The following is a 21,474-nucleotide window of genomic DNA, read 5'->3' on the forward strand; positions in this document are numbered from 1 at the left end:
GCCCAGTTTAGGGTTGGACGATGCACCGGCGGAGCCGCATTAATGCCCGCAGCATCTTCAGCCGGCTCAACACGCCCCCCTTCGGCGCGACGAGCTGCACCCGCATGCGGAACTCGGCCGACAGTGGCCGCACTTCGCCGGCCACCAGGATCCGCTTGAAATCGGCCTCGGTTGTGCGAATCACGACTTCGGCCTGCTCATCCAAGCCGGGCGCCACCTCGCCAATTCCGCTGCGAACAAAAAACGTGAATCGCTTTCCGGTGTCGGTGAATTCGTAGCCGATCGTGTAGGACAGATTCGCGGAGCGCCGGGGATTGAGCCGAGACGGCATCAGTCGCACGAGCGTCTCGACCGGTATTTCGGCGATCGTGGCGCCGTTGATCCGCGGCTTGTCGGGGAGGTGCTGCCGCTCGCGGAGCAATTCGGCGTCGCTGCGCATCCAGTTCTTCATCAGCGGATTGACGCAGTCGGCCGCCAGTCGTTCGAGCAATTCAGCTTTCTTTCGCCGTAGCTTCTTGCTCGCGGGCTGCCCAACGAGCAATACCTGAGCCAGCCAAAGTGCCCAGCGGACGTTGCCTTGTGATTCGGCCGCCTCGATCTGGCCGATCACTCGCTCGGGGCCGCCGATGAGCGGAACTAGCTGACGGGCGACCTCTTTGAGCGTGAACGGGTCGAGATTGGCCGCATCGCCGTCGAACCAGCCGACATATCCGCAGTAGATTCCGCGAATGGCGCCGCGCAGCGTGCCATAACGCTCCTGCAAATAGGGATGCTCGCGCAGATCGCGCGGCAAGTCGATTTCCTCGACGAGTTCATCCGGCGTTCGTCCGGCATTGATTCCCGCCACGACGGAATCGTGCACCCGCGCGATCGCGTCGCGATAAACGGTGAGCAGTTCGTGGATCTCTCGCGCGCCGCAAATCGTTTCCGTGTGCCCGAGCACCATCACTTCAGGCGCCGGATCGAGGCGGCGCATCGCATCGAGCGAATCGATCCATTGCCGCACGGGTCGTGGCGGCACTCCGCGGATCGCATACAGATTTGGAAACCCCCGGTAGATATTGTCGCCGGCGAATAGCGTCCGCTCATCCGGGAGCCAGACAAACAGATGATCGTGCGTCTCACCGGGCGCCGCATGCAACTCGATCCGCACTTCACCGATCTCGAATGAGGTGCGCGACTCGAGCAACGCAGTCGGGAACCGAATCGGCGGCCGCGGCTCGCCGCTCAATCGAAACGGCGGCCCGATTGTGTCTCGCGCGACCTGGTCGAGCGGCAGCGCCGCCCCGGATTGCTTCGCGCCGCGTGTGAAATGGGCGGCTGGCATGAGCTGCGTGACTTCGAGTTCGCCGGCAAATCCTTGCTGCGCCCAGATCGGGACTCCCGAATCGCAGAACGCATCCGCTCCACCGATATGGTCGGGATGTGAGTGCGTATAAATCACGGCCCGCGGCGGCCCGCCCGCCCGTTTCTCGAACTCCCGCCGGATTTCCCGCCCGGTTTGCAGGGACGATGCCGTATCGATCACGACAAATCCGCCATCGACCGCGATCATCCCGACATTCGCCAAATCGTAATCGAGAGCGCAATGGACGCGCCCATAAGCCTCGACCCGCGGCCCAAACCCATCCTTCGGCACCCCGCATGTCCCAGGGTCGTTCAGCAATCCGGAAGAGGCGAGCTTATTCATGCCGCAGCGGAACCCGATCGATAAAATGAGCCGATGACCCCGACGGGAGTCGAAACCGAATTTATCAAGGGTAACAGCGTAAGCGACCTGCGGCAACCGCCCGTTGCGAGTGCCGCAGAAACCACCTTGGCCGGCTCCCCAACGTGTAGTAGATTAAAAGATACGGAGACTTGATCAATGTCCATCACCATCCAGCTTCCAGAGCACATCGAGCAGCAGCTTCGTCGAGACATCGGCGACCTCGATCAGGTGGCCAAGGAGGCTGCGTTGGTGGAGATGTACCGGCAGGGGAAGCTCACGCACCACCAGCTTGCGACGGCATTGGGTCTCGACCGCTTTGAAACGGAAGCACTGCTCAAGCGACACAACGTCACCGAAGACTTGTTGACGCCTGAGGAATTGGGCGCTCAAATTGCGAACTTGCGCAAACTTGTCAGCGGATGATCGTCGTCTCTGATACAACGCCGCTGAACTACTTGGTGCTTATCAAGGCCGATCATGTATTGCCCGCTCTCTTCGGGCAAGTCATCGCGCCGCCTATCGTGTTGAGCGAGATGCAGCACGCGAAAGCTCCCGCGCAGGTCCAGTCGTGGGCCAAGAACGCGCCGGCGTGGCTGGACATTCGCTCGCCCACAATCGTTCCGCAGCTTGGAGCGTTGGGACCGGGGGAGTCGGCGGCGATCGCCTTGGCCCAGGAACTTAATGCTGACGCGATTCTCATCGACGAGCGCGATGGCACAGCCATTGCGACACGAATGGGCATAAAGGTTACGGGCACACTCGCGATCCTCGGTATGGCCGCCGAGCAGGATTTAATTTCGTTACCCGCGGCGATAGCGGACCTTCGCCGCACGACGTTTCGTGGTCCAAGGGAATTCATCGAGGAACTTCTCCGACTCGATCTGGCGCGACGATCACGAACTCAATAATGACTCCATGGGGAGTCAAGCCGGAGCAATGGTGGACCAATGCGGGACATTCCGGTCTTCTTTGAAAAGTAGAATGTCCCCGTTTCTTCCCCCTACCATCATCCAGATCGTCGGCGACCCGATAGACCGCGCGGCATTGTGCGGTGCATGAATTTGTCCACTGCGACAGCATCCTGAAAGGATGCGAGACATTAGCCGGCGGTCGAGGCCGTTCGGCCGACACCGCCGGTTCCGAGAAGCGCAAACGTTGTTCGACACTGGCAGGGGTCGCAGCGCTCTGGCACCCTTTCAGGGTGCGACGGCGATTTCCCTTGAGGCTGACCGGTGGTATCGGCCGCCTGCGGCCTCGACCACCGGCTAATGGCTTCGAACCCTACCGGGTTCCCCGGAGGCCGCCACTCCCTGTCTGACATTCGCGGAACAGAATCTGGATCAGTCGCATGCGGTCAGCAGGCCGCGATTTGCACAGCCCAGACCGCGCGGGTTGTGGCGAGCTAGGATGCACCAGCTCAAGAAAAAAGTGGATTTTCGAGTCTTCTTGGAAACGTAGAATGTCCCGTTTCTTCTCCGGTCGTCAATAATGCGTCCCTGTCGGCGCTCGCAATACCGCCGGCCGATCAATATTATCATCACCGCGCCAATTCTTAGATCGCAGTTTCTCCCACTGATTAACAAGCTGTTTCGCGCGATAGTTGAAGTCTTTTCGGTCGTCCATTGCGTAATCTACTCGGGTTTTCAACCACTCTTCGCAATCATTGTACAAGAACACTTTTTGGCTCTCATACGGGCCGCCCTCGGCGACTTTATTCAGGTAATCCACTTCCGCGACGCCAGCGAGTGCAAGCTGCTCGACGAACGCCTGTCGGCTATTCAATTCCTCGCGTCCGATCGAGTGCGCCGCCTTGATTTGCACTAACTCGGCATTCAGTTTCAGCAACCCGGCGTTCAGTTCTGCTATCTGATTAAACTGAGTATTGATTACGTCCAATCGGTCGTTCGCGGCACGTTGGGCTTGGTCTGTTTCCTGGCGTTGAACTAGAAATCCGGCAACGTAGCCCAAAACCGCTCCGAGGATTGTCGCTATAACCGAATTCCGCATAAGGCACCCTTCGTCCCAAGAAGTCTACAAACGTCCACTATGAACAACGGCTATTCCGGATCAGTATACCCGCCCGTCCAGCGGGTTGCATCAATAGGCGTCGGCCGACAACGCGTCCTCTTGCTTTGGCAGACGTAACGGCTAGTATCGCAGGTATCGGGACGGTCGCGCGGGTTGCAAACCGGTCGCCCAAGCGAACTCGGCGGTGAGCGCCTTTCTTACCTTGTGGCGATCGCTGCTGGGTTCGGCCCGTTCTTTACGAGGTAAGATCAATGGTTGCGAATCCTTCCGTCCAAGCTGGCGAAGCCAGCGACGAGGCCATGCTCGGGCAGCTTCACTCGACTGCCCGGGGAATTGTCGCGGCACTCGTTAGTTTGCGTGGGCACGTCATAGATATGCGGTGGCATAACCGCCCCAGCGCGCTGCCCGCAGACCGACAGCGAATTATCGGCGAAATCGAGTCCGATTTGGCCAAGTTGCGGCAGCTCACCGGCGATGCGCGAACACAACCGTCCGACGTACATGCGCTGACAACCGCGTTCGACGGGAGCGTGGTCGAAAAGGAACATGCCGGCATTCGCGGGCGCAGTTATCACGACATCGCCTTCAAACTAGGAGAGTCCGCGTGTGAAACGATCAAAGCACAGCTCGGCGTGGACCTCGTAGTTGCGGCGAGCGAATGGATTGACACCATCAGATTTCGCCAGGATAGATTGGGCCAATTGCTGGCCGAAGAATATGCGAGAGCCGTCGAGGCCGTCCGCCGGAGCGGATCAGCGACCATCGACGCGCTGGCCGGTCAGGCGGGAAGCGGCCGCGCAAAACCAATCGGCAGCGCGATTGTTTCCGGCAACGAAGCGCGAGACAAGTGGATTTACGACGAAGCCCGCAAGACGACGGGCTGGAAAACCATCGTTGCTCGCCTAAAGAATAAACCGAAGAAATGGCTGCGGATCAGTTCCGTTAGTGGCATCAAAGCGGCCGCGGTTCGCTATGCGGACCGCCACGAACTGCCTCTCCCGGATCCGCGAAAGGCTGGCCGGAAACCGGTTTCATATCGACGCGCAATGTGAGCGCAATTGCGCTCCATCTCGGTCAATTTTCGCTTGCGGCGCGCTGCAGTACCATTCTCGCAACAGCCCGATGATGGGCGGAAAGCGAGAAGTAAATATGAGTGCGGCGGCAAACGAATCTATTCCCTCTCTGCTGATCATTTGTCATAATCAAATCATGGTCGAAGTGTTCTACGAAGCCGCGGCGCGGGAACAGTTCGAGCGGTTGCCGGGGCGGATCAAGGCCCGCGTGTTCGGCATCGTGGAGCGATTGGCTCGGTGGCCCGAAGTGAGCGGAGCGAAGCCATTGCGGGGCGATTTGTCGGGCCGGTATCGAATTCGCACCGGCGACTATCGCGTGCAGTTTCGCGTGGAAGGCAACGTCCTGTCGATCGAGAAGATCGGCCACCGCGATCGGTTCTACGAAAGGTGAAGTATGTCCACACTGTCACAACGCTTGGTCATCGAAGGAAAGCGGTACATCCTCTTGCGGGAAGCCGAGTACGAATCCTTATGCCGAGAAGCGGGCCGGTTCGAGAATGTGCCCGACGATGACTTGCCCGCGCTACCCAAAGCCGACCGGCGGGGTCGCGTTCCGGCCGTCGAATATAGCCGCGTGTCGCTGGCCCGCGATTTGATTCGCCAGCGCAAGGCGGCCGGACTGTCGCAACAACAGCTAGCCGATGCGGCGCGGGTCCGGCAGGAAACCATCTCGCGGATCGAATCCGGCAAGCATAGCGTGACGATCAAGACTTGGGACAAGATTTTCAAGGCGCTGGAAACGGCGCAGCGCAAGAAAGGCAAGTGACTCCGAGGAATTCGACGCCGCGCGATACTTCTCGAATGAACTAGAAGCAGTTTCAAAACCGCTGTGAGAAGGGGACAGTCCCCATTTTACTCCACGGCCATCGAGGCGTTGGTGCAGGGCGCAAAATGGGGACAGTCCCCGACGGTTTTGAAACTGCTTCTAGTGACCCCGACGGGACTCGAACCCGTGTTACCGGCGTGAAAGGCCGGTGTCCTAGACCGCTAGACGACGGGGCCAAAAAGTTGCGAGCCGAATCGCCGATCACGCGTCTAACCGAGAACCACCTGCGGAAAGGGGGAGACTGCCCTTGTGCTTCGGAGACAACCTCACCCCGGCCCTCTCCCAACAAGGGCGAGGGAAAGGCGGCGGATAGTCCCCGGCGGTTCTCGAAGCGGACAGCGCGCCGACAGACGGCTATCAATTTACAACCGACCCGCACCCAAACAAAGCCCTAATTGGTTGGCGCGATGGAGGTCGAGGCACTCGAGTCTCAGCCATCATCGATCGGAACGCCGCGTCCGACGGAACGCCACGGAGAACGTTCCCTACATCGTCGTCGCAATGGGTGGAGCGTCCAATAGGCCGCGAGCCAGCAGGCAACTCGCGCGGCTCAAGACAGAGATCAAGCGGAAACGCAGGGGAGAGAACCCTTCGAAATCGTGAGGCTCGACGGCGTCAGCCGGCCGAGTCAGCTTCGCTGGCCGAATGGTTTTCCGCGGGCGCAGCACCTTCGGTCGGAGCATGTGTGTCGGCACGGGAGTTGCGATGAATCGCATCGTATACTTCGCGACGATGCACGGGCACTTCCTTCGGCGCTTCCACGCCAAGCCGAACCTTATCCCCACGGATTTCAACGACAACGATCGTGATGTCATTATTAATGACAATACTTTCGTTCTTCTTACGGGAGAGAACCAACATCGTGTTTTCCTTCTTTCGCCACAGCCGCCTTGGCGTTGATGGCACGTCGCCGTCAGTCGACCCGTTCGACTGAACTCCGCCAGTTCCAGGGCCATTTTCGGGGCGAATTCGCTTGCACGGCGCACCGACTTGAGGGCGTTCGCGCAAGCGCTTCCTTCAATTTACTTTACGTGCCAGCGGCGCGGAGTCAAGCAAATCGGCGGCCGGTTTGAGGCCATTTCGCCAAGGAATATCGACTTTGGCATAAAATTAGTCACTGCCCGAATCCGCGCGCTGGCTTGAAGCGATGCAAAAACCAGCGGATTGCGATCAGCGGAGCGCAATTTAAACCCTATGATCGTCTAATGTTACAATCCAGAGTCGTTCTGCTGCCGCGAATGGTTTCAGGTGGACTTTAACCAGCGACGTGAGCGCGAATCAAGTCGAAATCGCCGCTCCGGTTAGTCGGCGCTTTTTTCGCTTTTTCCGTCTTGGGGGGCAGGAAAAGCTCTCGCTTTGGGAAAATTGCGACCGTTTTTCCGCTCGCTTGCGTAGGCCGGCGACATACATATAATTCGAGTGTCGAATTGGATTTGCCACGGCGGGACTTAGCTATCCCGGGTCCGCGGTCTTGGGTCGCACTTTCGCGCATTCGCCATCGGGGATCGGAGTCGCTGGAATGGGACATTGGCTTCGCGATATTTGGGACGCCGTTTCAACGGTCGCGGCCGGTATGTGGGTTACGCTGCGCTATTGGTTCAAGACCTACGAACCGGGCCGGCGGACGTTCACCGAGAAGTTCGAATATCCCGAATTGCCCGTGCCGGTCGCGGCGCGGTATCGCGGCTTTCATCGGTACGATCTGACGACCTGCATCGCCTGCGACCAATGCGCAAAGGCCTGTCCGGTGGATTGCATTTACATCGGGAAGGAGCGGGTGACGAACGGCAAAGGTTTCAAAATCACGGGCTTCACGATCGACTACTCGAAGTGCATGTTTTGCGCTCTGTGCGTCGAGCCGTGCCCGGTGGATTGCATTTTCATGGGGGCAACGCACGATTTGAGTTGCTACAGCCGCGACGGCTGCATCGTCGATTTCGCGCGGCTGCCCGTGGACGTGGCCTGGGGCCGCGCGACGCTCAATCCGACGGCAGTAGCGGATTCCAAAGTGCTCGTCGAGCCGGTGCACGGAGGTCCGAATCAATAGTAGCAATTGGCAAGGCGCAAGTTCGACGTCGCACTTGTGCGGCGATGGCTCGACCGCGGCGAATTATCGCGACGTAGACGCGAATGCTTTGAAAAGGTGCTGGCCATGAACGATGACCTTCCGACCGAGCGAAAGCTGTTCACTGTCGAGCAGGTCAATTCGATGCTGCCGCTGGTTCGGGCGATCGTCAAGGATTTGGCAAATCTTTCTCTCGAGGTGGTCGAGCGCCGCGAACGGCTGGCGCATCTGATGTCGGGGCGAAACCTTGAGCCGGGCGACCCGTATCGCGCCGAATTAGTGCAGATCGAGGAAGAATTGGAGAAAGACGCCCGGCGGCTGCGCGACTACGTTGAAGAGCTGCGTGAGTTGGGCGCCGAGCCGAAGAATGGCATCGAAGGGTTGGTTGACTTCCCGACGATTGTCGACGGCCGCGTCGTCTATCTCTGCTGGAAGCTCGATGAGCCTGAAGTGCTCTTCTGGCACGAATTGGATGCCGGATTTCAGGGCCGCCAGCCATTGCCGACCGCCGCCGCGGTGTGACGTCAGGTCGCCGCCTGGCGACTTGCGTCCGGTGTGCTCGTGAAGATCATCCTTGCCAGCGGTTCAGCGCGCGTGGTAGACTCGCCACGTTGGTCGCGAATGCGGCACGAAGCGAATTCGCTCGCCACAGCAATCGGCGTGCCCGGCACGATGGTCGGTATGTTTAGCGGCAACGTCCGCTTCGCCCGTCGTGAATCGTACGCAATCTATCGTGGAGACCAGAAAATGAAGCGTATCGGATTGTTCATCGTTTTAGTATGCGGATTGACGGCCGCGATTGGCTGTTCGGAGGTCAAACGAAAGGCCGAGGAAGCGGCTCGCGCCACCGAGGAGCGTGCCATGGGCAAAGGTGAAGAGGCCGCTCGTGAGGCCGGCAACAAGGCGGTCGATAGCGCCGCCACGGCTGCTGCTGGCTCGTCCGAAAAAGATGCCGCTGACGCCAAAAACCGCGACAAGCTGAAAGGCAAAGACGACGACGACAAGTGACGCGCGGTTTCGGCGCGGTTCAAGCGCCGGTGCCGCACGAGTGCGGCGGCTAAATGACGATTTGCCGCTTTCCGTTTGTCACTTGTCGTTTCCCTAGTCCCCAGCCCCTAGTCCCGAGTCCCTCCCGATGTCTTCGATCAATCTCAAATCGCTTGTCGGCAAACTCAGTCCTGTTTCGCGCCGGGCGCTGGAATCCGCGGCGGGGATGTGCCTGTCGCGGACCAATTACAACGTCGAGATCGAGCATTGGCTCTTGAAGTTGCTCGAGCCGGCGGATTCCGATTTGGCGCGGGTCGTCAAGCATTACGAGATCGATCCCTCGCGCGTCAATCGCGATTTGACTCGCGCGCTCGACAAGCTCCGCACCGGCAACGCCCGAGCGCCGGAACTCTCGCTCGAGGTGGTCGATGCGATGCGCGAGGGTTGGGTGATTGCATCGCTTAAGTATGGCAGTCCGGTGGTCAGGTCGGGGCACATTTTGGCGGCGCTGCTGACCGATCGAAACCTATCGGGGCGGATTCGCACCAGTTCGGAAGAGCTGGCCAAGATTCCCGCCGAGCAACTTGAAAAAGATCTGCCCGCACTCACGGCCGACACCGCCGAAGCGGCGGAAGCCGCCCGCGCGCAGCCGGCGGCCCAAAGCGATGGTTCGCCGCGCCCTGCATCCCCCGATTCGAAGACTCCGTCGCTCGATCAGTTCACTTCGAATCTGACCGAACAGGCCAGGAAGGGCAAAATTGATCCGGTGCTGGGTCGCGATGCCGAAGTGCGGCAGATCATCGACGTGCTGACGCGCCGCCGCCAGAACAATCCGATCCTCACCGGCGAGGCGGGAGTCGGCAAGACGGCGGTCGTCGAGGGATTTGCCCTCCGAATCGCGGCCGGCGATGTGCCCGATGCGCTCAAGAACGTCGCTCTGCGAACGCTCGACCTAGGCCTGCTGCAAGCTGGCGCGGGTGTCAAAGGAGAATTCGAGAATCGTCTCCGGTCGGTGATTGACGAGGTCAAGGCCTCTCCGACCCCGATCATTCTTTTCATCGACGAGGCCCACACGATGATCGGCGCCGGCGGCCAGGCCGGGCAAGGCGATGCCGCAAACCTGCTCAAGCCGGCACTCGCCCGCGGAGAATTGCGCACCATCGCCGCCACGACCTGGGCGGAATACAAGAAGTATTTTGAGCGCGATGCAGCGCTTGCCCGGCGGTTCCAGGTGGTCAAGGTCGAGGAGCCGAGCGAAGATGCCGCCGTCGAGATGATGCGCGGCCTGATCGAAACGCTCGAAAAGCACCACGGCGTGCGAATCTTGAACGAGGCGGTCGTCGACGCGGTGCGGCTCTCGAACCGCTATATCTCGGGCCGGCAATTGCCCGACAAATCGGTAAGCCTCTTGGATACGGCATGCGCTCGGGTCGCGATTGGGCAGGGAGCGACGCCGCCGGCCGTCGAGGACCGCCGGCGCCGCGTCGAGCAATTGGGCGTGGCGATTGGCGTGCTCGAGCGGGAGAACGTCACCGGCGCCGAGCACGACAAGAAGTTGGGTGAGTTGAAGGTCGAACTGGCGGCCGTAAAGGACGAACTGAAGGCCCTCGAAGAGCGCTGGGCCAAGGAGCGCGAGCTGGTGACGCAAATCCGCCAGCTTCGCGATCAACTCGAAGGCCGCCCGGCCCCCGTGAAGAAAGTGGCTGACGTGGCGAAACCTCCCGAGCCGATCAAACCGGTCGAACTGACGGCGCAAGATCGCGAACGACGCCGCGGCGAATTGGACAAGCGGACCGCCGAGCTGCGCGAATTGCAAGGCGAGACGCCGTTGATGTCGGTCTGCGTCGATTCGCAGGCGATCGCCGACGTGGTCTCCGCCTGGACCGGAATCCCCGTCGGACGGATGGTGTCGAACGAGATTCAGACCGTGCTGAATCTCAAGCAGAAGATGGAAGAGCGGATCATCGGCCAATCGCACGCCTTGGAAGCGATCGCCCAAAGCATCCGCACGTCGCGGGCGCGGCTGACCGATCCGCGGCGGCCGATCGGAGTGTTCATGCTCGTCGGCCCCAGCGGCACCGGCAAGACGGAGACGGCGATCACTTTGGCCGATCTGCTCTACGGCGGCGAGCAGAACATGACCGTGATCAACATGTCGGAATTCAAGGAGGAGCACAAAGTATCGCTCTTGATGGGTTCGCCGCCGGGCTATGTCGGCTACGGGGAAGGGGGCGTGCTCACCGAGGCGGTCCGACGCCGGCCATACAGCGTCTTGCTGCTCGACGAGCTGGAAAAAGCCCATCCCGGCGTGCAGGAGATTTTCTACCAGGTGTTCGACAAGGGGACGCTTCGGGACGGCGAAGGTCGCGACATCGACTTTAAAAACACGGTGATCTTGATGACCTCGAACGCGGCCTCCGACACCGTGATGAAGCTCTGCGCCGATCCCGACACGATGCCCGACGCAGCCGGATTGGCCGAGGCCCTGCGCCCTGAATTGCTCAAGGTCTTCAAACCGGCGTTCTTGGGACGGATCAGCATCGTGCCGTATTTTCCGCTCAGCGACCAGGCCTTGCGGAACATCATCGAGCTGAAACTGCGGCAGGTCCGCCGGCGGGTCGAGGAGAATTACCAGGCGGAATTCAGCTACGATCCGAATCTGGTGACGACGATTGCCTCGCGCTGCAAAGAGGTCGAAAGCGGCGCCCGCAACATCGACCACATCATCTCGCGCACGCTCCTGCCCGAGCTGTCCGCCGAGTTCCTTTCGCGGATGGCCGAAGGAGGTGCGATCGAAAAAGTCCGCCTCGGCGTCGATGCCGCCGGCAACTTCGTCTACGACATACAATAGTTCAATGACGAATTCCTAGTGACGAATGTCTAAAGAATGACGAAGCACGAATGACGAAGACCTGCCGCGGTGGGACGAATCACGTTGCTCTTGCTTCCGCGTCCCATAGCCCCCAGTCCCCAGCCCCTTCCTATGCCTAGCACATTTCTGCAAATCGCCGATCTGCCCGCCGCCGGCGCTGAAGACAAGGGCTGGATCCCGGTCAAGAACGTCAGCCTGGGGATCACGACCGAGGTCGGCAAGTTCGAGCGCGGCAAGGCTCGCCAGGTGAACACCTCGGAACACAATGACATCGAGATCAAGAAGCCGCTCGATCGCGCGTCGCTATTCCTGGACGTCGCTTGCAGCGACGGCCGGGTCCTCAAGAGCGTCGGGCTGGCCTTCAGCCGCGAAGGAGAGAAGGAAATCTATCTCAAGGTCGAGCTGAAAAACGTTTTCGTCAGCGAAATCGGCCTCGATATCGCCGACGGCGAGGAACCCGAGGAGACGGTCAAGCTCAACTACGAATCGATCGTCTGGAAATTTCGCCCCAAGCTCAAGTCGGGCCAGATGGGCAACTGGGTCGCCGCCGGCTGGGACCGCTCGGAGCTTCGCGAAATCACGCCGAGCTAAACCGATGTCGAAATTCGAAGAACTCTGCGCGGCCTATGGCGGCGTCAAGCACGAGTACGACACGTATCGCCACGAGTGCATGGCTTTCGTCGGCACGCTTGTGGCGGGCTTGCGCGATTATCTCGAAGCGCCGGAAGGGTTCGTCAACCTGTTTGCCAAAGGGGGCTCGTTCGCCGGGCGGAAAGTCGATGGCCCCGCCGCCGCGATGCACATGGGGGATGACACTTTCTGGCACTTCGGCATCGCCATCGATTTGTTCGAGGAATCGAACCAGATGCCGATGCACTGCGTGGGATTCGACATGCGGCTCAAGAAAGTGGGCCACAAATTCATCCTCCACGTCGAAGGGGGCCCGCCCTTCGAACTGACCAAAGAGAATCCCGACCGCCTTGCGCCGCTGTACGAATTCATCTTCCAATTCATCAAGGGGCGTTACGAAAACTCATTCAGCGAGTTCGTGATCAAGGGGGACGCGTCGCGACGATTTGGGTTTTAGAACGCCTAACAAAACCGCCGGGGACTGTCCCCATTTTGCGCCCTGCACCATCGCCTCGATGGCCGCGGAGTAAAATGGGGACTGTCCCGGACTTTCCGCTTTGCCCAGGCGGTTCTCGGATAGGCTCTAAGCGAAGACGTTTCCGTCACTGCGCGCTCGCAAGCGCAAACCAATCGACGGCCCGATCGAACTCTTTCGCCTGCCAACCGACTTCAGCCAGCACTGGCGGAACTGCGCGGCGCGACAGTTCGTCGCGATTGCTGTCGATGCTCGGATCGTCGTCGGGGGCGGTCGGGTGGTTCAGCACGATCCCGGCGACCGGCAGGCCTTCGCGAAACGTCGCCGCCACGATCAGCGTCTGCAAGGTTTGGTTGATCGCCCCGAGCGCGTTTCGGGCGACAACCACGAGCGGATAGCCGAACTCCGCAGCCAGATCGGCAACGTACTCATCTTCTCCCACCGGCGACATCAGCCCGCCGATTCCTTCGACAATCACAATCTCTGCCCGCTCCCGCCAATAATCCAAGCCGGTCCTGAGCAGCGCTGCATCGATCCGCTTCCCTGCGGCGCGCGCCGCCAGATGGGGCGCAAGCGGCGCGGCAAACCGCTGCGGGCAAACTCGCTCCAAATCGCCCGGCCGCCCCGCCGCCTCCCAGAGCATGACGGCGTCGTCCGAGAAGAGAGTTCCTCCCGCATCGCGGCAACCACTGGCGATGGGCTTGTAAACGCCGACCGTCCGACGGTGTGCCACGAGCGCCCGCGCGATCAAGCTCGCCGCGTAGGTCTTCCCCACGCCCGTGTCGTTGCCCGTGATGAACAATCCCGGCAGCATTTGAATACCATAACAGGAAATAGCGTCCTGCTTACTCCCTCTCCCTCTGGGAGAGGGCTGGGGTGAGGGAAACTGTCAAAGGATTCAAATCTCAATCCTTCCCGTCCCAACCATCAACCCGCTTGCCGCGAGGAATAAAATCCTACAAACTGTCCGCACCGGCTGCTGTCCACCAATTTCCGACCCATTCGTATTCGTCAACCAACTCCAGGAGCGCCGTTATGCACCGCCCCGTCCATTTCGAATTCCATTGCACCGATTTGGCCCGTGACCGCGAGTTTTACTCGAAAGTGTTTGGCTGGAAATTCACGAAATACGAGGGAGGGAAGGAGGAGTATTGGCTGGCGACGACCGGCGAGCCCGGCGAGACTGGTATCAACGGCGGGATGATGAAATCGCCCGATGGCCAACCCCGCACGATCAACTCGATCAGCGTCGCCTCGGTGGATGCATCGGCCACGAAGATTCTCGCCGCCGGCGGCAAGCAGATCATGCCGAAGATGACCATTCCGGGCGTCGGCTTTGTCGCCTATTTCACCGATCCGGGCGGCCTGTGCTTCGGAATCTTTCAGGAAGACCGATCGGCCAGGTAGCGCGCCGGCAGCCTAGCTCGCGATTGCGTTCGTGATCGACAGCGAGCTGTTGGAAAAACTGGTGCCAGTCGCCGTGCCGACCGACTTGATCGCCCCGAAGCAGACCAGCACGATCAGGGCCATCATCACGGCATATTCCACTGCCGTGGGACCATCGTCGGCCAGCAAGAATTGGAGGAGCTTTTTCATGGCACGCAAAGTAGCAGCAACCGTGCGGTCGCCCGCCGCGTCGTATTGCCGCGCGGCACACGGAACAATCATGGCGGCCGCTTGGGTTCAAGCGGCGTTGCAGCATTCCACTTCAAGGCTACGTCGCCGTTTTAGTGAATGCAAACCGCGGCGACTGGATTCCTTTACCGCTTGACAATTGCGACGGACCAACCGCTAAATCCCGCAGTCCCGTCACCCCACCGACCGGCCAATGACGCGGAACGCCGCCCCAATCCATTCCGCGCTGGCCCCTTTTCAGTGGCCCGATTTCCGCCGCCTCTTCGCGGCCACCGCGTGCGCGACGTTCGCCAGCCGCGCGCTTGCCGTCGTGCTCGGTTATCGCGTCTACGCGCTGACCAATAGCACGCTCGCCCTCGGCGGCTTGGGGCTCGTCGAAGCGATCCCCTCGATCTCGCTGGCCCTCTATGGCGGGCACATCGCCGATCGGCGCGACCGGCGCTCGATCCTCCGCCTCACGCTCGCCGCGCTGGCGGTCTGCGCGATCGGACTTGCCGTGCTCGAGCAGATCGACGCCGGGCGGGTACAGTTATTCTTCCTCTACGCCGTGGTGTTCATCGCTGGCATTGCCCGTGGATTTGCCGAGCCGGCCGCGGGCGCTCTCGAGCCGCAACTCGTGCCACGCGATTTGCTGATCAACTCGTCGACGTTGATGGCGACCTGTTGGCTCATCGGGGCGATCATCGGCCCGTTGGCCGCCGGAGTCGCTTTCGCCACTCTGGGCGCCGCCTGGACGTTCGTCGGCATTGCGCTGCTCTATCTACTGGCTTGGCTCTCGATCCTGCGAATCCGTCCGCGGCCGATCCCCGCGGCGCCGCCCGGCGAATCGGTTTGGGAAAGCGTAGCGACCGGCGTTCGTTATGTGTTTGGCGACCAGGTGCTGTTCGGTTCGATGTCGCTCGATTTGTTCGCGGTGCTGTTCGGCGGCGTGATCGCACTCTTGCCGGTGTTCGCCCACGATATCCTCTTCGTCGGGCCGATCGGCCTGGGCGTACTCAACGCCGCGCCGACGACCGGGGCGCTCCTGACGATGCTCTGGGCCACACGGCATCCGCCGGTAAAGCACGCCGGGCGAAACTTGTTTCTTGCGGTCGCGGCCTTCGGGGTCACGATGATCGTGTTCGCGCTCTCGAAATCGATGGCGCTCTCGGTCGCGATGTTGTTTCTCAGCGGCGTGTTCGACGGCGTCAGCGTCATCATCCGCCGCTCGATCGTGCGGCTGCTGTCGCCGGAGCATCTCCGCGGGCGAATCGCGGCGGTGAACATGATCTTCGTCGGCTCGTCGAACGAATTCGGCGCCCTGGAAAGCGGCGTCGCCGCCACGCTGCTGGGCACGGTCCCCTCAGTCTGGGCCGGCGGCGTGGTCACGCTCCTCATCGTCGCCACCGCCGCCGCGCTCGCTCCCAAACTCCGGCGACTCAGCCTCGATCCGCACAGTGTTATCGAACGCGACGCTCAGGTGGACGATGCCATCGACGAAGACGAAGCGCCAGCGGCAAATACCGCCAGCGAAGGCGCGCCATGAACTGCCAGGTGATCCGTGAACTGCCGCGGTTTACCTCCGCAATTCTCTCCCTCGCCCTCGATGGGAGTGGGCCGGGGTGAGGGTGTCAGGCGAGCCAAAGGAGATTTCGCCTCCGCCGTCAAATGGCACACCCAGGCCCTCGAACGGACTCTGACCGTCGATTCAGACAAGAAGCCCGCCGATCTCCACGCCCGCTTGGAACTGTTTCAAGCCGCCAAGCCATACCGCGATTCGCCGATTGGGAAGTGATGCGGATGAGGTTCCCTTTGAGGCGCGTGAAGAGGAAGCAGTTCGCAGGGTCGGGATGCCGTCGTCCGATTCTCCCGTGCGCAACCGCGGCCGTTCCCGACATTCAATTCGATCGTCCAACTCTGAACTATTCTCGATGCGCATCGAAAGGGTCGGTTTCAAAGTTTCAGCCCCGTCACGGCCCGGCTGGCCAGTTGGGATCTGGGTCTCGGCCTTCTCACAGAGCTCGCTCAGTGGGGCGTTTCCGCGACCTGCTTACGCCGATGTCGTTCCGCGATTTATCTGTATCGGTACTTCGCTAGCCACCACCTTCGAGTTCTTCGTCGAAGTAATCGGAATCAATGCGCTTCAGGGCATATTGACGGGTCGTAGTAACACCAACCCCGAAGTCAATCATCAGCTCTGCCAGCCGCTGCCCGTCGATTAAAACGATGCGTCTCTCGATTCGATCCACATAGTCGCGGGAGTCCTTGCTGAATCTAGAAGTGGTAATCAGCACACCTTTCTTGGCGCGATACGCTTCCATGCTGCCCGCAAAAGCCTGAACGACAGGCCGTCCGACCTGATTGTCTCGCCAGCGCTTTGCGTGGATGCACACGACATCCAATCCGAGGCGGTCCTCGTTGATGATTCCATCAATGCCCTCGTCGCCCGATTTGCCAATCGTTTTTCCAGCGTCGTCAATTGATCCACCGTAGCCCATCGCAACGAGAAGTTCGACGACCAACCGTTAAAAAAACTCGGAGAGCTCGTTTTGACCTGCTCAAGCAAGTCGTCGGCAAGGGCGGTGCGCAGATCGTGATAGGCAGACTCGAGTGCCTCTTCCGGTGTCGCGTCTTGACCAGCACTGTTCGTTTGTTCGCCGACGATCTCGTCTGCCGATTTCGATTTGAATCTCGCGAATTCCACAAATGCCGGAAACTGCATGAGGAATCGAGCAGTGACGGCTTCGGGCGGATGTTCCAAAACTGATCGCCCAGCTTGGCTAACCCGAATGATGCCCCGCCGAACCGATTCAAGTAGTCCAGCCTTCAAAAGATAGGTTCGACCCCACCCGACTCGGATTGCGATAACGGTCTGTTGTCCGCTCGGAAGACGCTTTTGACGTTCTTCATCAGGCAAGCCGAGTTCCCCCGAAATTCCCCGTACCAAGTCTTTCATGCGATGCTCGTGATCATCGGCAACGGCCCGCAGTAACGGCAGCATCAGCCCTTCGTAATCAGGAATTGCCATACTGCCGTAACCTCGCTCAAGATCGTGAAATCGGAGACCCACGGACGCTTGCTTCAAGCCGCCAGTCTAGCCGCTGCGATGGAAGCTGCAAGTCGAGGCGAGGCTCCCCGACATCGCTGATGGAAGCAGTCCGCCCTATAATGCGCGCACTTCGCAGAAGTAAACCATCCACGCCGGATTTGTTAGGCGCTCTATGGGAGGATGCATGATCGGACTGCAACGCATTGAAGTGGCCGGGCAACGGTTTGTGTTGTTGCCGGAAGGGGAATACGACCGGCTCTGTTCGCGGGCTGGGGAAGCCGTGCCGTTTACCGACGACGATTTGCCCCCGCTGCCAAGGCCCAACAAAGACGGGAGTTTTCCGGCCGTGGAGTACGCGCGGATTTCTTTGGCCCGCGACATCATTCGCGACCGCCGCGCCGCCGGGCTGACGCAGCAGCAGTTGGCCGATTTGGTCGGCGCGCGCCAGGAAACTATTTCACGGATCGAAACCGGCAAGCACACGGCGTCAGTCACGCTGGTCGACAAAATCGACCGCGCGCTGCGCAAGGCGCTGGCCAAGCGCCAGCAACTTGACAAGTTTCGCAAATAACGTAAATAATTACGTAATATGCGAAATATCCGAGCGCTCGATGCTCTGCTTCCGAAAACGCGCCAGGGAATCTTGGCGGCGATACTCGTGCGGCCGGAGAAGGCGTGGTACGTCTCCGAATTGGCGCGCCGCATGGGCGTGCCTTCGTCGAGCCTGCAACGAGAACTGCAACAGCTCAGCGAGGCAGGTATCCTCAAAGTGCAACGGCAAGGACGGATGGCCTATTACCGGGCCAATACAGGCTCGCCTCTATTTCCCGAACTCCGCGGCTTGCTGCTGAAGACGGCCGGGTTGGTGGATGTGTTGGCCGACGCTTTGAAGCCGCTCGCCGCAAAGCTGCGGATCGTTTTTGTGTATGGCTCGATCGCCAGCGGCAAGGAGCAAAGCGACAGCGATATCGACCTGATGGTCGTTGGCACCGTGCCGCCCGCGGAGTTGGCAGTGCCGTTGCGTCGCGCGCGCGAGTCGCTGGGCCGGGAGATCAATTCCACCGTTTACTCGCCCGCGGAATTCGCCAAGAAACGGGCGACGAAAGATCATTTCCTGACGCGGGTGTTGGACAAGCCCAAGCTGTTTGTGTTAGGCAATAGGGATGAGCTGGGCGAAGCTGCTGTCTGACAACCGCGTGACCCGCATCCCGCCGAGCAAGGCGGAACTGGATAATCTGCGCTCGATCGTAACGCGGAGCCTTAAAGACGTGACGGCGGCAGGCCTTTCGGCCGATGCACGATTCATCATGGCTTACGACGCCGCACGAACGCTCTCCTTGATGATCGTGCGGGCCGCAGGCTATCGTCCCAGGTCGGTCGGCGGGCATTACAACACCTTCCTAGCGCTGGAAGCGGCTGACCCAGCTTTCGCGGCGCTATCGGCCTATTTCGACGGCTGCCGGATGAAACGCAACGATTGCGAGTATGACTTCGCCGGAGGCATCAGCGACACCGAGGCGGCTGGCCTACTCAAGACGGTTCAACAGTTCGCGATTGACGCCGAAGCGTGGGTGAAGGCCCACCACCCGAAAATGACCTGACTGGCAAGCGCACATTTGAGCGTCAGGGAGAAAACGAGTAGCGGCGACTGGACTCGAACCAGTGACACACGGCTTATGAAGCCGTTGCTCTAACCAACTGAGCTACGCCGCCAAGCAAGAAAAACGACTTGAAAATCAAGCGTATCAAAACCGCCACCGCCGACAAGCCCTGGAGACGCAACCGAGCGGCAGGGTTGGCTCGCGCCGCATGCCGAATCGGCGAAGACACTTTAGCCGGTGCCGCGCGGAGATGGGCCGGGCTACCCCGCGGAGCCTTTCCAAAGCGGATGACCGGTCCCTGAACGGATTCCGCAATTTGTTGACACCCCTGAAATTGAGGGTACAATCTCGCCAAGATTGGCGTTGCGCGGTGGCCTTAGGGCCACGGCAAAGGGGCAATCCCCAGTTTTGTTCCGCCGGCCATCGCGGCGATGGTGCCAGCGCAAAATGTGGGCACTCCCCGCCACGGCGGATGTTCCACCCAGCGGATTTGTGAGAGGTTCTTAAGTCAGCGCCCGATTCAAAGGAAGTTATCATGAAGCGTCTTCCGCGCGCCTTGTCATCGCACTGGCGGATAGCGATCGCACTCGCGCCAGTTATGTTGGCGCTTTCGGCGGCGCCGTTGCCGGCCGGCTTCATCGGTTGGACGTATTCCGTGGCCAGCGACGGGCTTTCCAGCCAAATTTCCCGCACGACTAACGGCGGGACGAATTGGTCGGTTCAAGAGAACGCCAGCGGTCATCTCCAGTCCCTTGCCTTTTCCGATACGCTGCACGGCTGGGCAGGGATTAACGGTTCTTCGAGCCTCCTGCACACGACCGACGGAGGCGTTTCGTGGACGTCGGTGAGCACGGGCGTGGGGACTGTCGGCTTCCTGGGGATTTCCGCGCTCGATGCACAGAATGTCTGGGCCATCGGCTTCGGATCGGCGCTCGCGCACACGTCGAACGGTGGCGCGACCTGGTCCGCTCAGTCGCCGCAGCCCAACGGCAATGGAAACTTTTACAGCGTGCAATTCCTCAATTCCCTGGATGGTTGGCTCGTGGGAGACAAGGCGATCCAGCATTCGACCGACGGGGGCCAAACCTGGAACGTTCAACTGAGCAGCACGTCGTTTCACGGCTTGTTTTTCGACGATCTGTCCAACGGCTGGGCGATCGGCGCAAATAATGCGCTTTTTCACACGAGCAACGGTGGCGCGGCTTGGGCCTTTCAATCCACCGGCTTGACCGCGACCGCGAACCTCGAGGGCATCTTTTTCACTAGCCCGAATATCGGCTGGCTCGTGACCGCGGGCGGTCAGATCTTGCATACGACGAACGGCGGCGCCAATTGGGCGACTCAATTCACCGGCGCCAATGCGCTGCTCGGCGTGAGCTTCGTCGACTCTCTGAATGGGTGGGCGGTCGGCCTGAACAGCACCGTCCTGCACACCGCCGATGGCGGCGCCAGTTGGAACCCGCAAAGCCCTGGGACGGTCGATCCGTTCATCGACGCAGTTGTCTTTCCGGCGTCGGCGGTGCCCGAGCCTACGTCGCTGTTACTGATGGGCCTGGGGATTGTCATCGGCGGTCTGACATACGTGGGTCGGGCGCATCGGCGAAGTTGAGGGGGATCGTGGACGATCGACCGAAGCGCGCCTCGCGCGGGCTGCCGTTGTCGCTTCGCTGGGGAGCGTTTCTATTCACGGCGGCGTTTCCAAGCATATTCACCTGGGTCTACTTCGTGGTGTTGGACGGAAGCGCGCCCTGGGTGCAGCAAGCAGCTTGGTTGACCGGGAAGTTGATTCAATTTGGATTTCCGCTGACGTGGGTACTATTCGAGAACATTCGAAAACCGCCTGCGGAGAGGGGGACAGTCCCCGTTTTCTCCGCGGACTCCGAAAAGGGGGACAGTCCCCGGCGGTTTTTGCAGCGGTTGCGTCTGCCGGCGGCGACTCGCCGCGGAATGATGCTCGGTTTGGGAATGGGCGCGGCGGTGGCGGGAATCATGTTGGCCGCGTATTTTGGAGGGCTTGCTCATTCCGATTTTTTCGCTCATGCGGCGGAGGTACTGCGGAATAAGCTGCCGGCGTTTGGAATCGATAGCCCGAGCAGAATGATTGCGCTGGGAGTCTTCTATTCGGCGATCCATTCCTTGCTGGAGGAATACTACTGGCGGTGGTTCGTGTTCGGGCAATTGCGGCGGCTCGTTCCGCTGCCGGCGGCGGTCGTTGTGTCGAGCCTCGCGTTCATGGGGCATCATGTCATCGTGCTCTCGATCTACTTATCGTGGCCGGGGACGGCGGCGGCTTCGGGCTGCGTGGCGGTCGGCGGAGCGTTGTGGGCCTGGCTCTATCAGCGAAGCGGATCGCTTTATGCTCCGTGGGTTAGCCATCTACTCATCGACGCGGCCATCTTCGCCATCGGATATGAGATGGTCTTCGCGCCGCGATGAGCCGCGCAGTGAATCGTGCGACGCGGGCCGCCACAGTTGTCTATTCCTCCGCTTTGGCGTAGCATGGGACCGGTTGGTAAGAGCGCCTAACAGACCCGGCTGGGAGA

25 protein-coding genes and 2 tRNA genes are annotated in these 21,474 nt (G+C 60.5%); 19 read left to right on the forward strand and 8 right to left on the reverse strand.

Features of this window, described 5'->3' with window-relative positions; genetic code table 11:
• Positions 1-7: 7 nt before the first annotated feature.
• Positions 8-1,690: an alkyl sulfatase dimerization domain-containing protein gene (locus tag VGY55_18050; GenBank protein HEV2971883.1), complete on the reverse strand. Its 1,683-nt coding sequence runs from the start codon at positions 1,688-1,690 to the stop codon at positions 8-10.
• 177 nt (positions 1,691-1,867) lie between these two features.
• On the opposite strand from VGY55_18050, the gene VGY55_18055 reads away from it, so the two are divergent.
• Together VGY55_18055 and VGY55_18060 are read left to right on the forward strand one after the other, a co-directional pair.
• Positions 1,868-2,134, forward strand: coding sequence for a UPF0175 family protein (locus VGY55_18055; GenBank protein ID HEV2971884.1), 267 nt, complete (start codon positions 1,868-1,870; stop codon positions 2,132-2,134).
• Positions 2,131-2,619 carry a hypothetical protein gene (locus VGY55_18060; GenBank protein ID HEV2971885.1) on the forward strand — a complete coding sequence of 163 codons (489 nt, stop codon included), beginning with the start codon at positions 2,131-2,133 and terminating at the stop codon, positions 2,617-2,619. The genes VGY55_18055 and VGY55_18060 overlap by 4 nt, the downstream gene beginning before the upstream one ends.
• A gap of 574 nt (positions 2,620-3,193) precedes the next feature.
• On the opposite strand, the gene VGY55_18065 is transcribed toward VGY55_18060, so the two are convergent.
• A complete protein-coding gene (locus VGY55_18065; GenBank protein ID HEV2971886.1) occupies positions 3,194-3,718 on the reverse strand; it encodes a hypothetical protein in 525 nt (174 codons plus the stop codon).
• A gap of 272 nt (positions 3,719-3,990) precedes the next feature.
• On the opposite strand from VGY55_18065, the gene VGY55_18070 reads away from it, so the two are divergent.
• From VGY55_18070 to VGY55_18080, 3 genes are all read left to right on the forward strand, one after another.
• Positions 3,991-4,791 carry a hypothetical protein gene (locus VGY55_18070; protein HEV2971887.1) on the forward strand — a complete coding sequence of 267 codons (801 nt, stop codon included), beginning with the start codon at positions 3,991-3,993 and terminating at the stop codon, positions 4,789-4,791.
• A gap of 157 nt (positions 4,792-4,948) precedes the next feature.
• The gene (locus tag VGY55_18075) at positions 4,949-5,203 is read left to right on the forward strand and encodes a type II toxin-antitoxin system RelE/ParE family toxin (protein HEV2971888.1); all 255 of its coding nucleotides are present in this window, start codon (positions 4,949-4,951) and stop codon (positions 5,201-5,203) included.
• 3 nt (positions 5,204-5,206) lie between these two features.
• Positions 5,207-5,578, forward strand: a complete 372-nt coding sequence (locus tag VGY55_18080; GenBank protein ID HEV2971889.1) for a helix-turn-helix transcriptional regulator — start codon at positions 5,207-5,209, stop codon at positions 5,576-5,578.
• Between the two features lie 163 nt (positions 5,579-5,741).
• Here the strand turns inward: VGY55_18080 and VGY55_18085 are convergent.
• Both VGY55_18085 and csrA read right to left on the reverse strand, forming a co-directional pair.
• A tRNA-Glu gene (locus VGY55_18085) sits at positions 5,742-5,814 on the reverse strand.
• 439 nt (positions 5,815-6,253) lie between these two features.
• Positions 6,254-6,499, reverse strand: a complete 246-nt coding sequence (gene csrA / locus VGY55_18090) for a carbon storage regulator CsrA (protein ID HEV2971890.1) — start codon at positions 6,497-6,499, stop codon at positions 6,254-6,256.
• Positions 6,500-7,157: 658 nt separating this feature from the next.
• Here csrA and VGY55_18095 point away from each other — a divergent pair.
• From VGY55_18095 to VGY55_18120, 6 genes are all read left to right on the forward strand, one after another.
• Positions 7,158-7,685 carry an NADH-quinone oxidoreductase subunit I gene (locus VGY55_18095; GenBank protein ID HEV2971891.1) on the forward strand — a complete coding sequence of 176 codons (528 nt, stop codon included), beginning with the start codon at positions 7,158-7,160 and terminating at the stop codon, positions 7,683-7,685.
• 105 nt (positions 7,686-7,790) lie between these two features.
• Positions 7,791-8,225 carry a DUF2203 domain-containing protein gene (locus VGY55_18100; GenBank protein HEV2971892.1) on the forward strand — a complete coding sequence of 145 codons (435 nt, stop codon included), beginning with the start codon at positions 7,791-7,793 and terminating at the stop codon, positions 8,223-8,225.
• Positions 8,226-8,384: 159 nt separating this feature from the next.
• On the forward strand, positions 8,385-8,711 hold the full coding sequence (locus tag VGY55_18105) for a hypothetical protein (protein HEV2971893.1): 327 nt from the start codon (positions 8,385-8,387) through the stop codon (positions 8,709-8,711).
• 127 nt (positions 8,712-8,838) lie between these two features.
• Positions 8,839-11,541, forward strand: coding sequence for a type VI secretion system ATPase TssH (gene tssH / locus VGY55_18110; protein ID HEV2971894.1), 2,703 nt, complete (start codon positions 8,839-8,841; stop codon positions 11,539-11,541).
• 132 nt (positions 11,542-11,673) lie between these two features.
• A complete protein-coding gene (locus VGY55_18115) occupies positions 11,674-12,153 on the forward strand; it encodes a type VI secretion system tube protein Hcp (GenBank protein HEV2971895.1) in 480 nt (159 codons plus the stop codon).
• A gap of 4 nt (positions 12,154-12,157) precedes the next feature.
• Complete coding sequence (locus VGY55_18120) at positions 12,158-12,649, forward strand: hypothetical protein (GenBank protein ID HEV2971896.1); 492 nt, start codon at positions 12,158-12,160, stop codon at positions 12,647-12,649.
• A gap of 145 nt (positions 12,650-12,794) precedes the next feature.
• Here VGY55_18120 and bioD read toward each other — a convergent pair whose 3' ends face one another.
• The gene (bioD, locus tag VGY55_18125) at positions 12,795-13,481 is read right to left on the reverse strand and encodes a dethiobiotin synthase (GenBank protein ID HEV2971897.1); all 687 of its coding nucleotides are present in this window, start codon (positions 13,479-13,481) and stop codon (positions 12,795-12,797) included.
• A 221-nt stretch (positions 13,482-13,702) separates the two neighbouring features.
• Here bioD and VGY55_18130 point away from each other — a divergent pair, with 221 nt between their 5' ends.
• Positions 13,703-14,074 carry a VOC family protein gene (locus VGY55_18130; protein ID HEV2971898.1) on the forward strand — a complete coding sequence of 124 codons (372 nt, stop codon included), beginning with the start codon at positions 13,703-13,705 and terminating at the stop codon, positions 14,072-14,074.
• A gap of 12 nt (positions 14,075-14,086) precedes the next feature.
• Here the strand turns inward: VGY55_18130 and VGY55_18135 are convergent, their stop codons facing one another.
• The gene (locus tag VGY55_18135) at positions 14,087-14,335 is read right to left on the reverse strand and encodes a hypothetical protein (protein HEV2971899.1); all 249 of its coding nucleotides are present in this window, start codon (positions 14,333-14,335) and stop codon (positions 14,087-14,089) included.
• Between the two features lie 160 nt (positions 14,336-14,495).
• Here VGY55_18135 and VGY55_18140 point away from each other — a divergent pair, with 160 nt between their 5' ends.
• Both VGY55_18140 and VGY55_18145 read left to right on the forward strand, forming a co-directional pair.
• Positions 14,496-15,827 carry an MFS transporter gene (locus VGY55_18140; GenBank protein HEV2971900.1) on the forward strand — a complete coding sequence of 444 codons (1,332 nt, stop codon included), beginning with the start codon at positions 14,496-14,498 and terminating at the stop codon, positions 15,825-15,827.
• A 15-nt stretch (positions 15,828-15,842) separates the two neighbouring features.
• A complete protein-coding gene (locus VGY55_18145; GenBank protein HEV2971901.1) occupies positions 15,843-16,076 on the forward strand; it encodes a hypothetical protein in 234 nt (77 codons plus the stop codon).
• Positions 16,077-16,374: 298 nt separating this feature from the next.
• On the opposite strand, the gene VGY55_18150 is transcribed toward VGY55_18145, so the two are convergent.
• Positions 16,375-16,803 carry a restriction endonuclease gene (locus tag VGY55_18150; protein ID HEV2971902.1) on the reverse strand — a complete coding sequence of 143 codons (429 nt, stop codon included), beginning with the start codon at positions 16,801-16,803 and terminating at the stop codon, positions 16,375-16,377.
• A gap of 711 nt (positions 16,804-17,514) precedes the next feature.
• On the opposite strand from VGY55_18150, the gene VGY55_18155 reads away from it, so the two are divergent.
• From VGY55_18155 to VGY55_18165, 3 genes are read left to right on the forward strand one after another with little or no spacing between them, the layout of a single operon-like run.
• Positions 17,515-17,901 (forward strand): helix-turn-helix transcriptional regulator, encoded by a 387-nt coding sequence (locus VGY55_18155; GenBank protein HEV2971903.1) that lies wholly within the window; start codon positions 17,515-17,517, stop codon positions 17,899-17,901.
• An 18-nt stretch (positions 17,902-17,919) separates the two neighbouring features.
• Positions 17,920-18,519: a helix-turn-helix domain-containing protein gene (locus tag VGY55_18160; protein ID HEV2971904.1), complete on the forward strand. Its 600-nt coding sequence runs from the start codon at positions 17,920-17,922 to the stop codon at positions 18,517-18,519.
• Positions 18,494-18,931 (forward strand): hypothetical protein, encoded by a 438-nt coding sequence (locus tag VGY55_18165; protein ID HEV2971905.1) that lies wholly within the window; start codon positions 18,494-18,496, stop codon positions 18,929-18,931. The genes VGY55_18160 and VGY55_18165 overlap by 26 nt, the downstream gene beginning before the upstream one ends.
• Positions 18,932-18,969: 38 nt before the next feature.
• On the opposite strand, the gene VGY55_18170 is transcribed toward VGY55_18165, so the two are convergent.
• Positions 18,970-19,043: transfer RNA gene (locus VGY55_18170), tRNA-Met, on the reverse strand.
• Between the two features lie 423 nt (positions 19,044-19,466).
• Between VGY55_18170 and VGY55_18175 the strand changes: the two genes are divergently transcribed.
• Positions 19,467-20,540: a YCF48-related protein gene (locus VGY55_18175; protein HEV2971906.1), complete on the forward strand. Its 1,074-nt coding sequence runs from the start codon at positions 19,467-19,469 to the stop codon at positions 20,538-20,540.
• Between the two features lie 8 nt (positions 20,541-20,548).
• Positions 20,549-21,367: a CPBP family intramembrane glutamic endopeptidase gene (locus VGY55_18180; GenBank protein HEV2971907.1), complete on the forward strand. Its 819-nt coding sequence runs from the start codon at positions 20,549-20,551 to the stop codon at positions 21,365-21,367.
• Positions 21,368-21,474: the final 107 nt, after the last annotated feature.

This window comes from Pirellulales bacterium, assembly GCA_035939775.1.
Classification (GTDB): domain Bacteria; phylum Planctomycetota; class Planctomycetia; order Pirellulales; family DATAWG01; genus DASZFO01.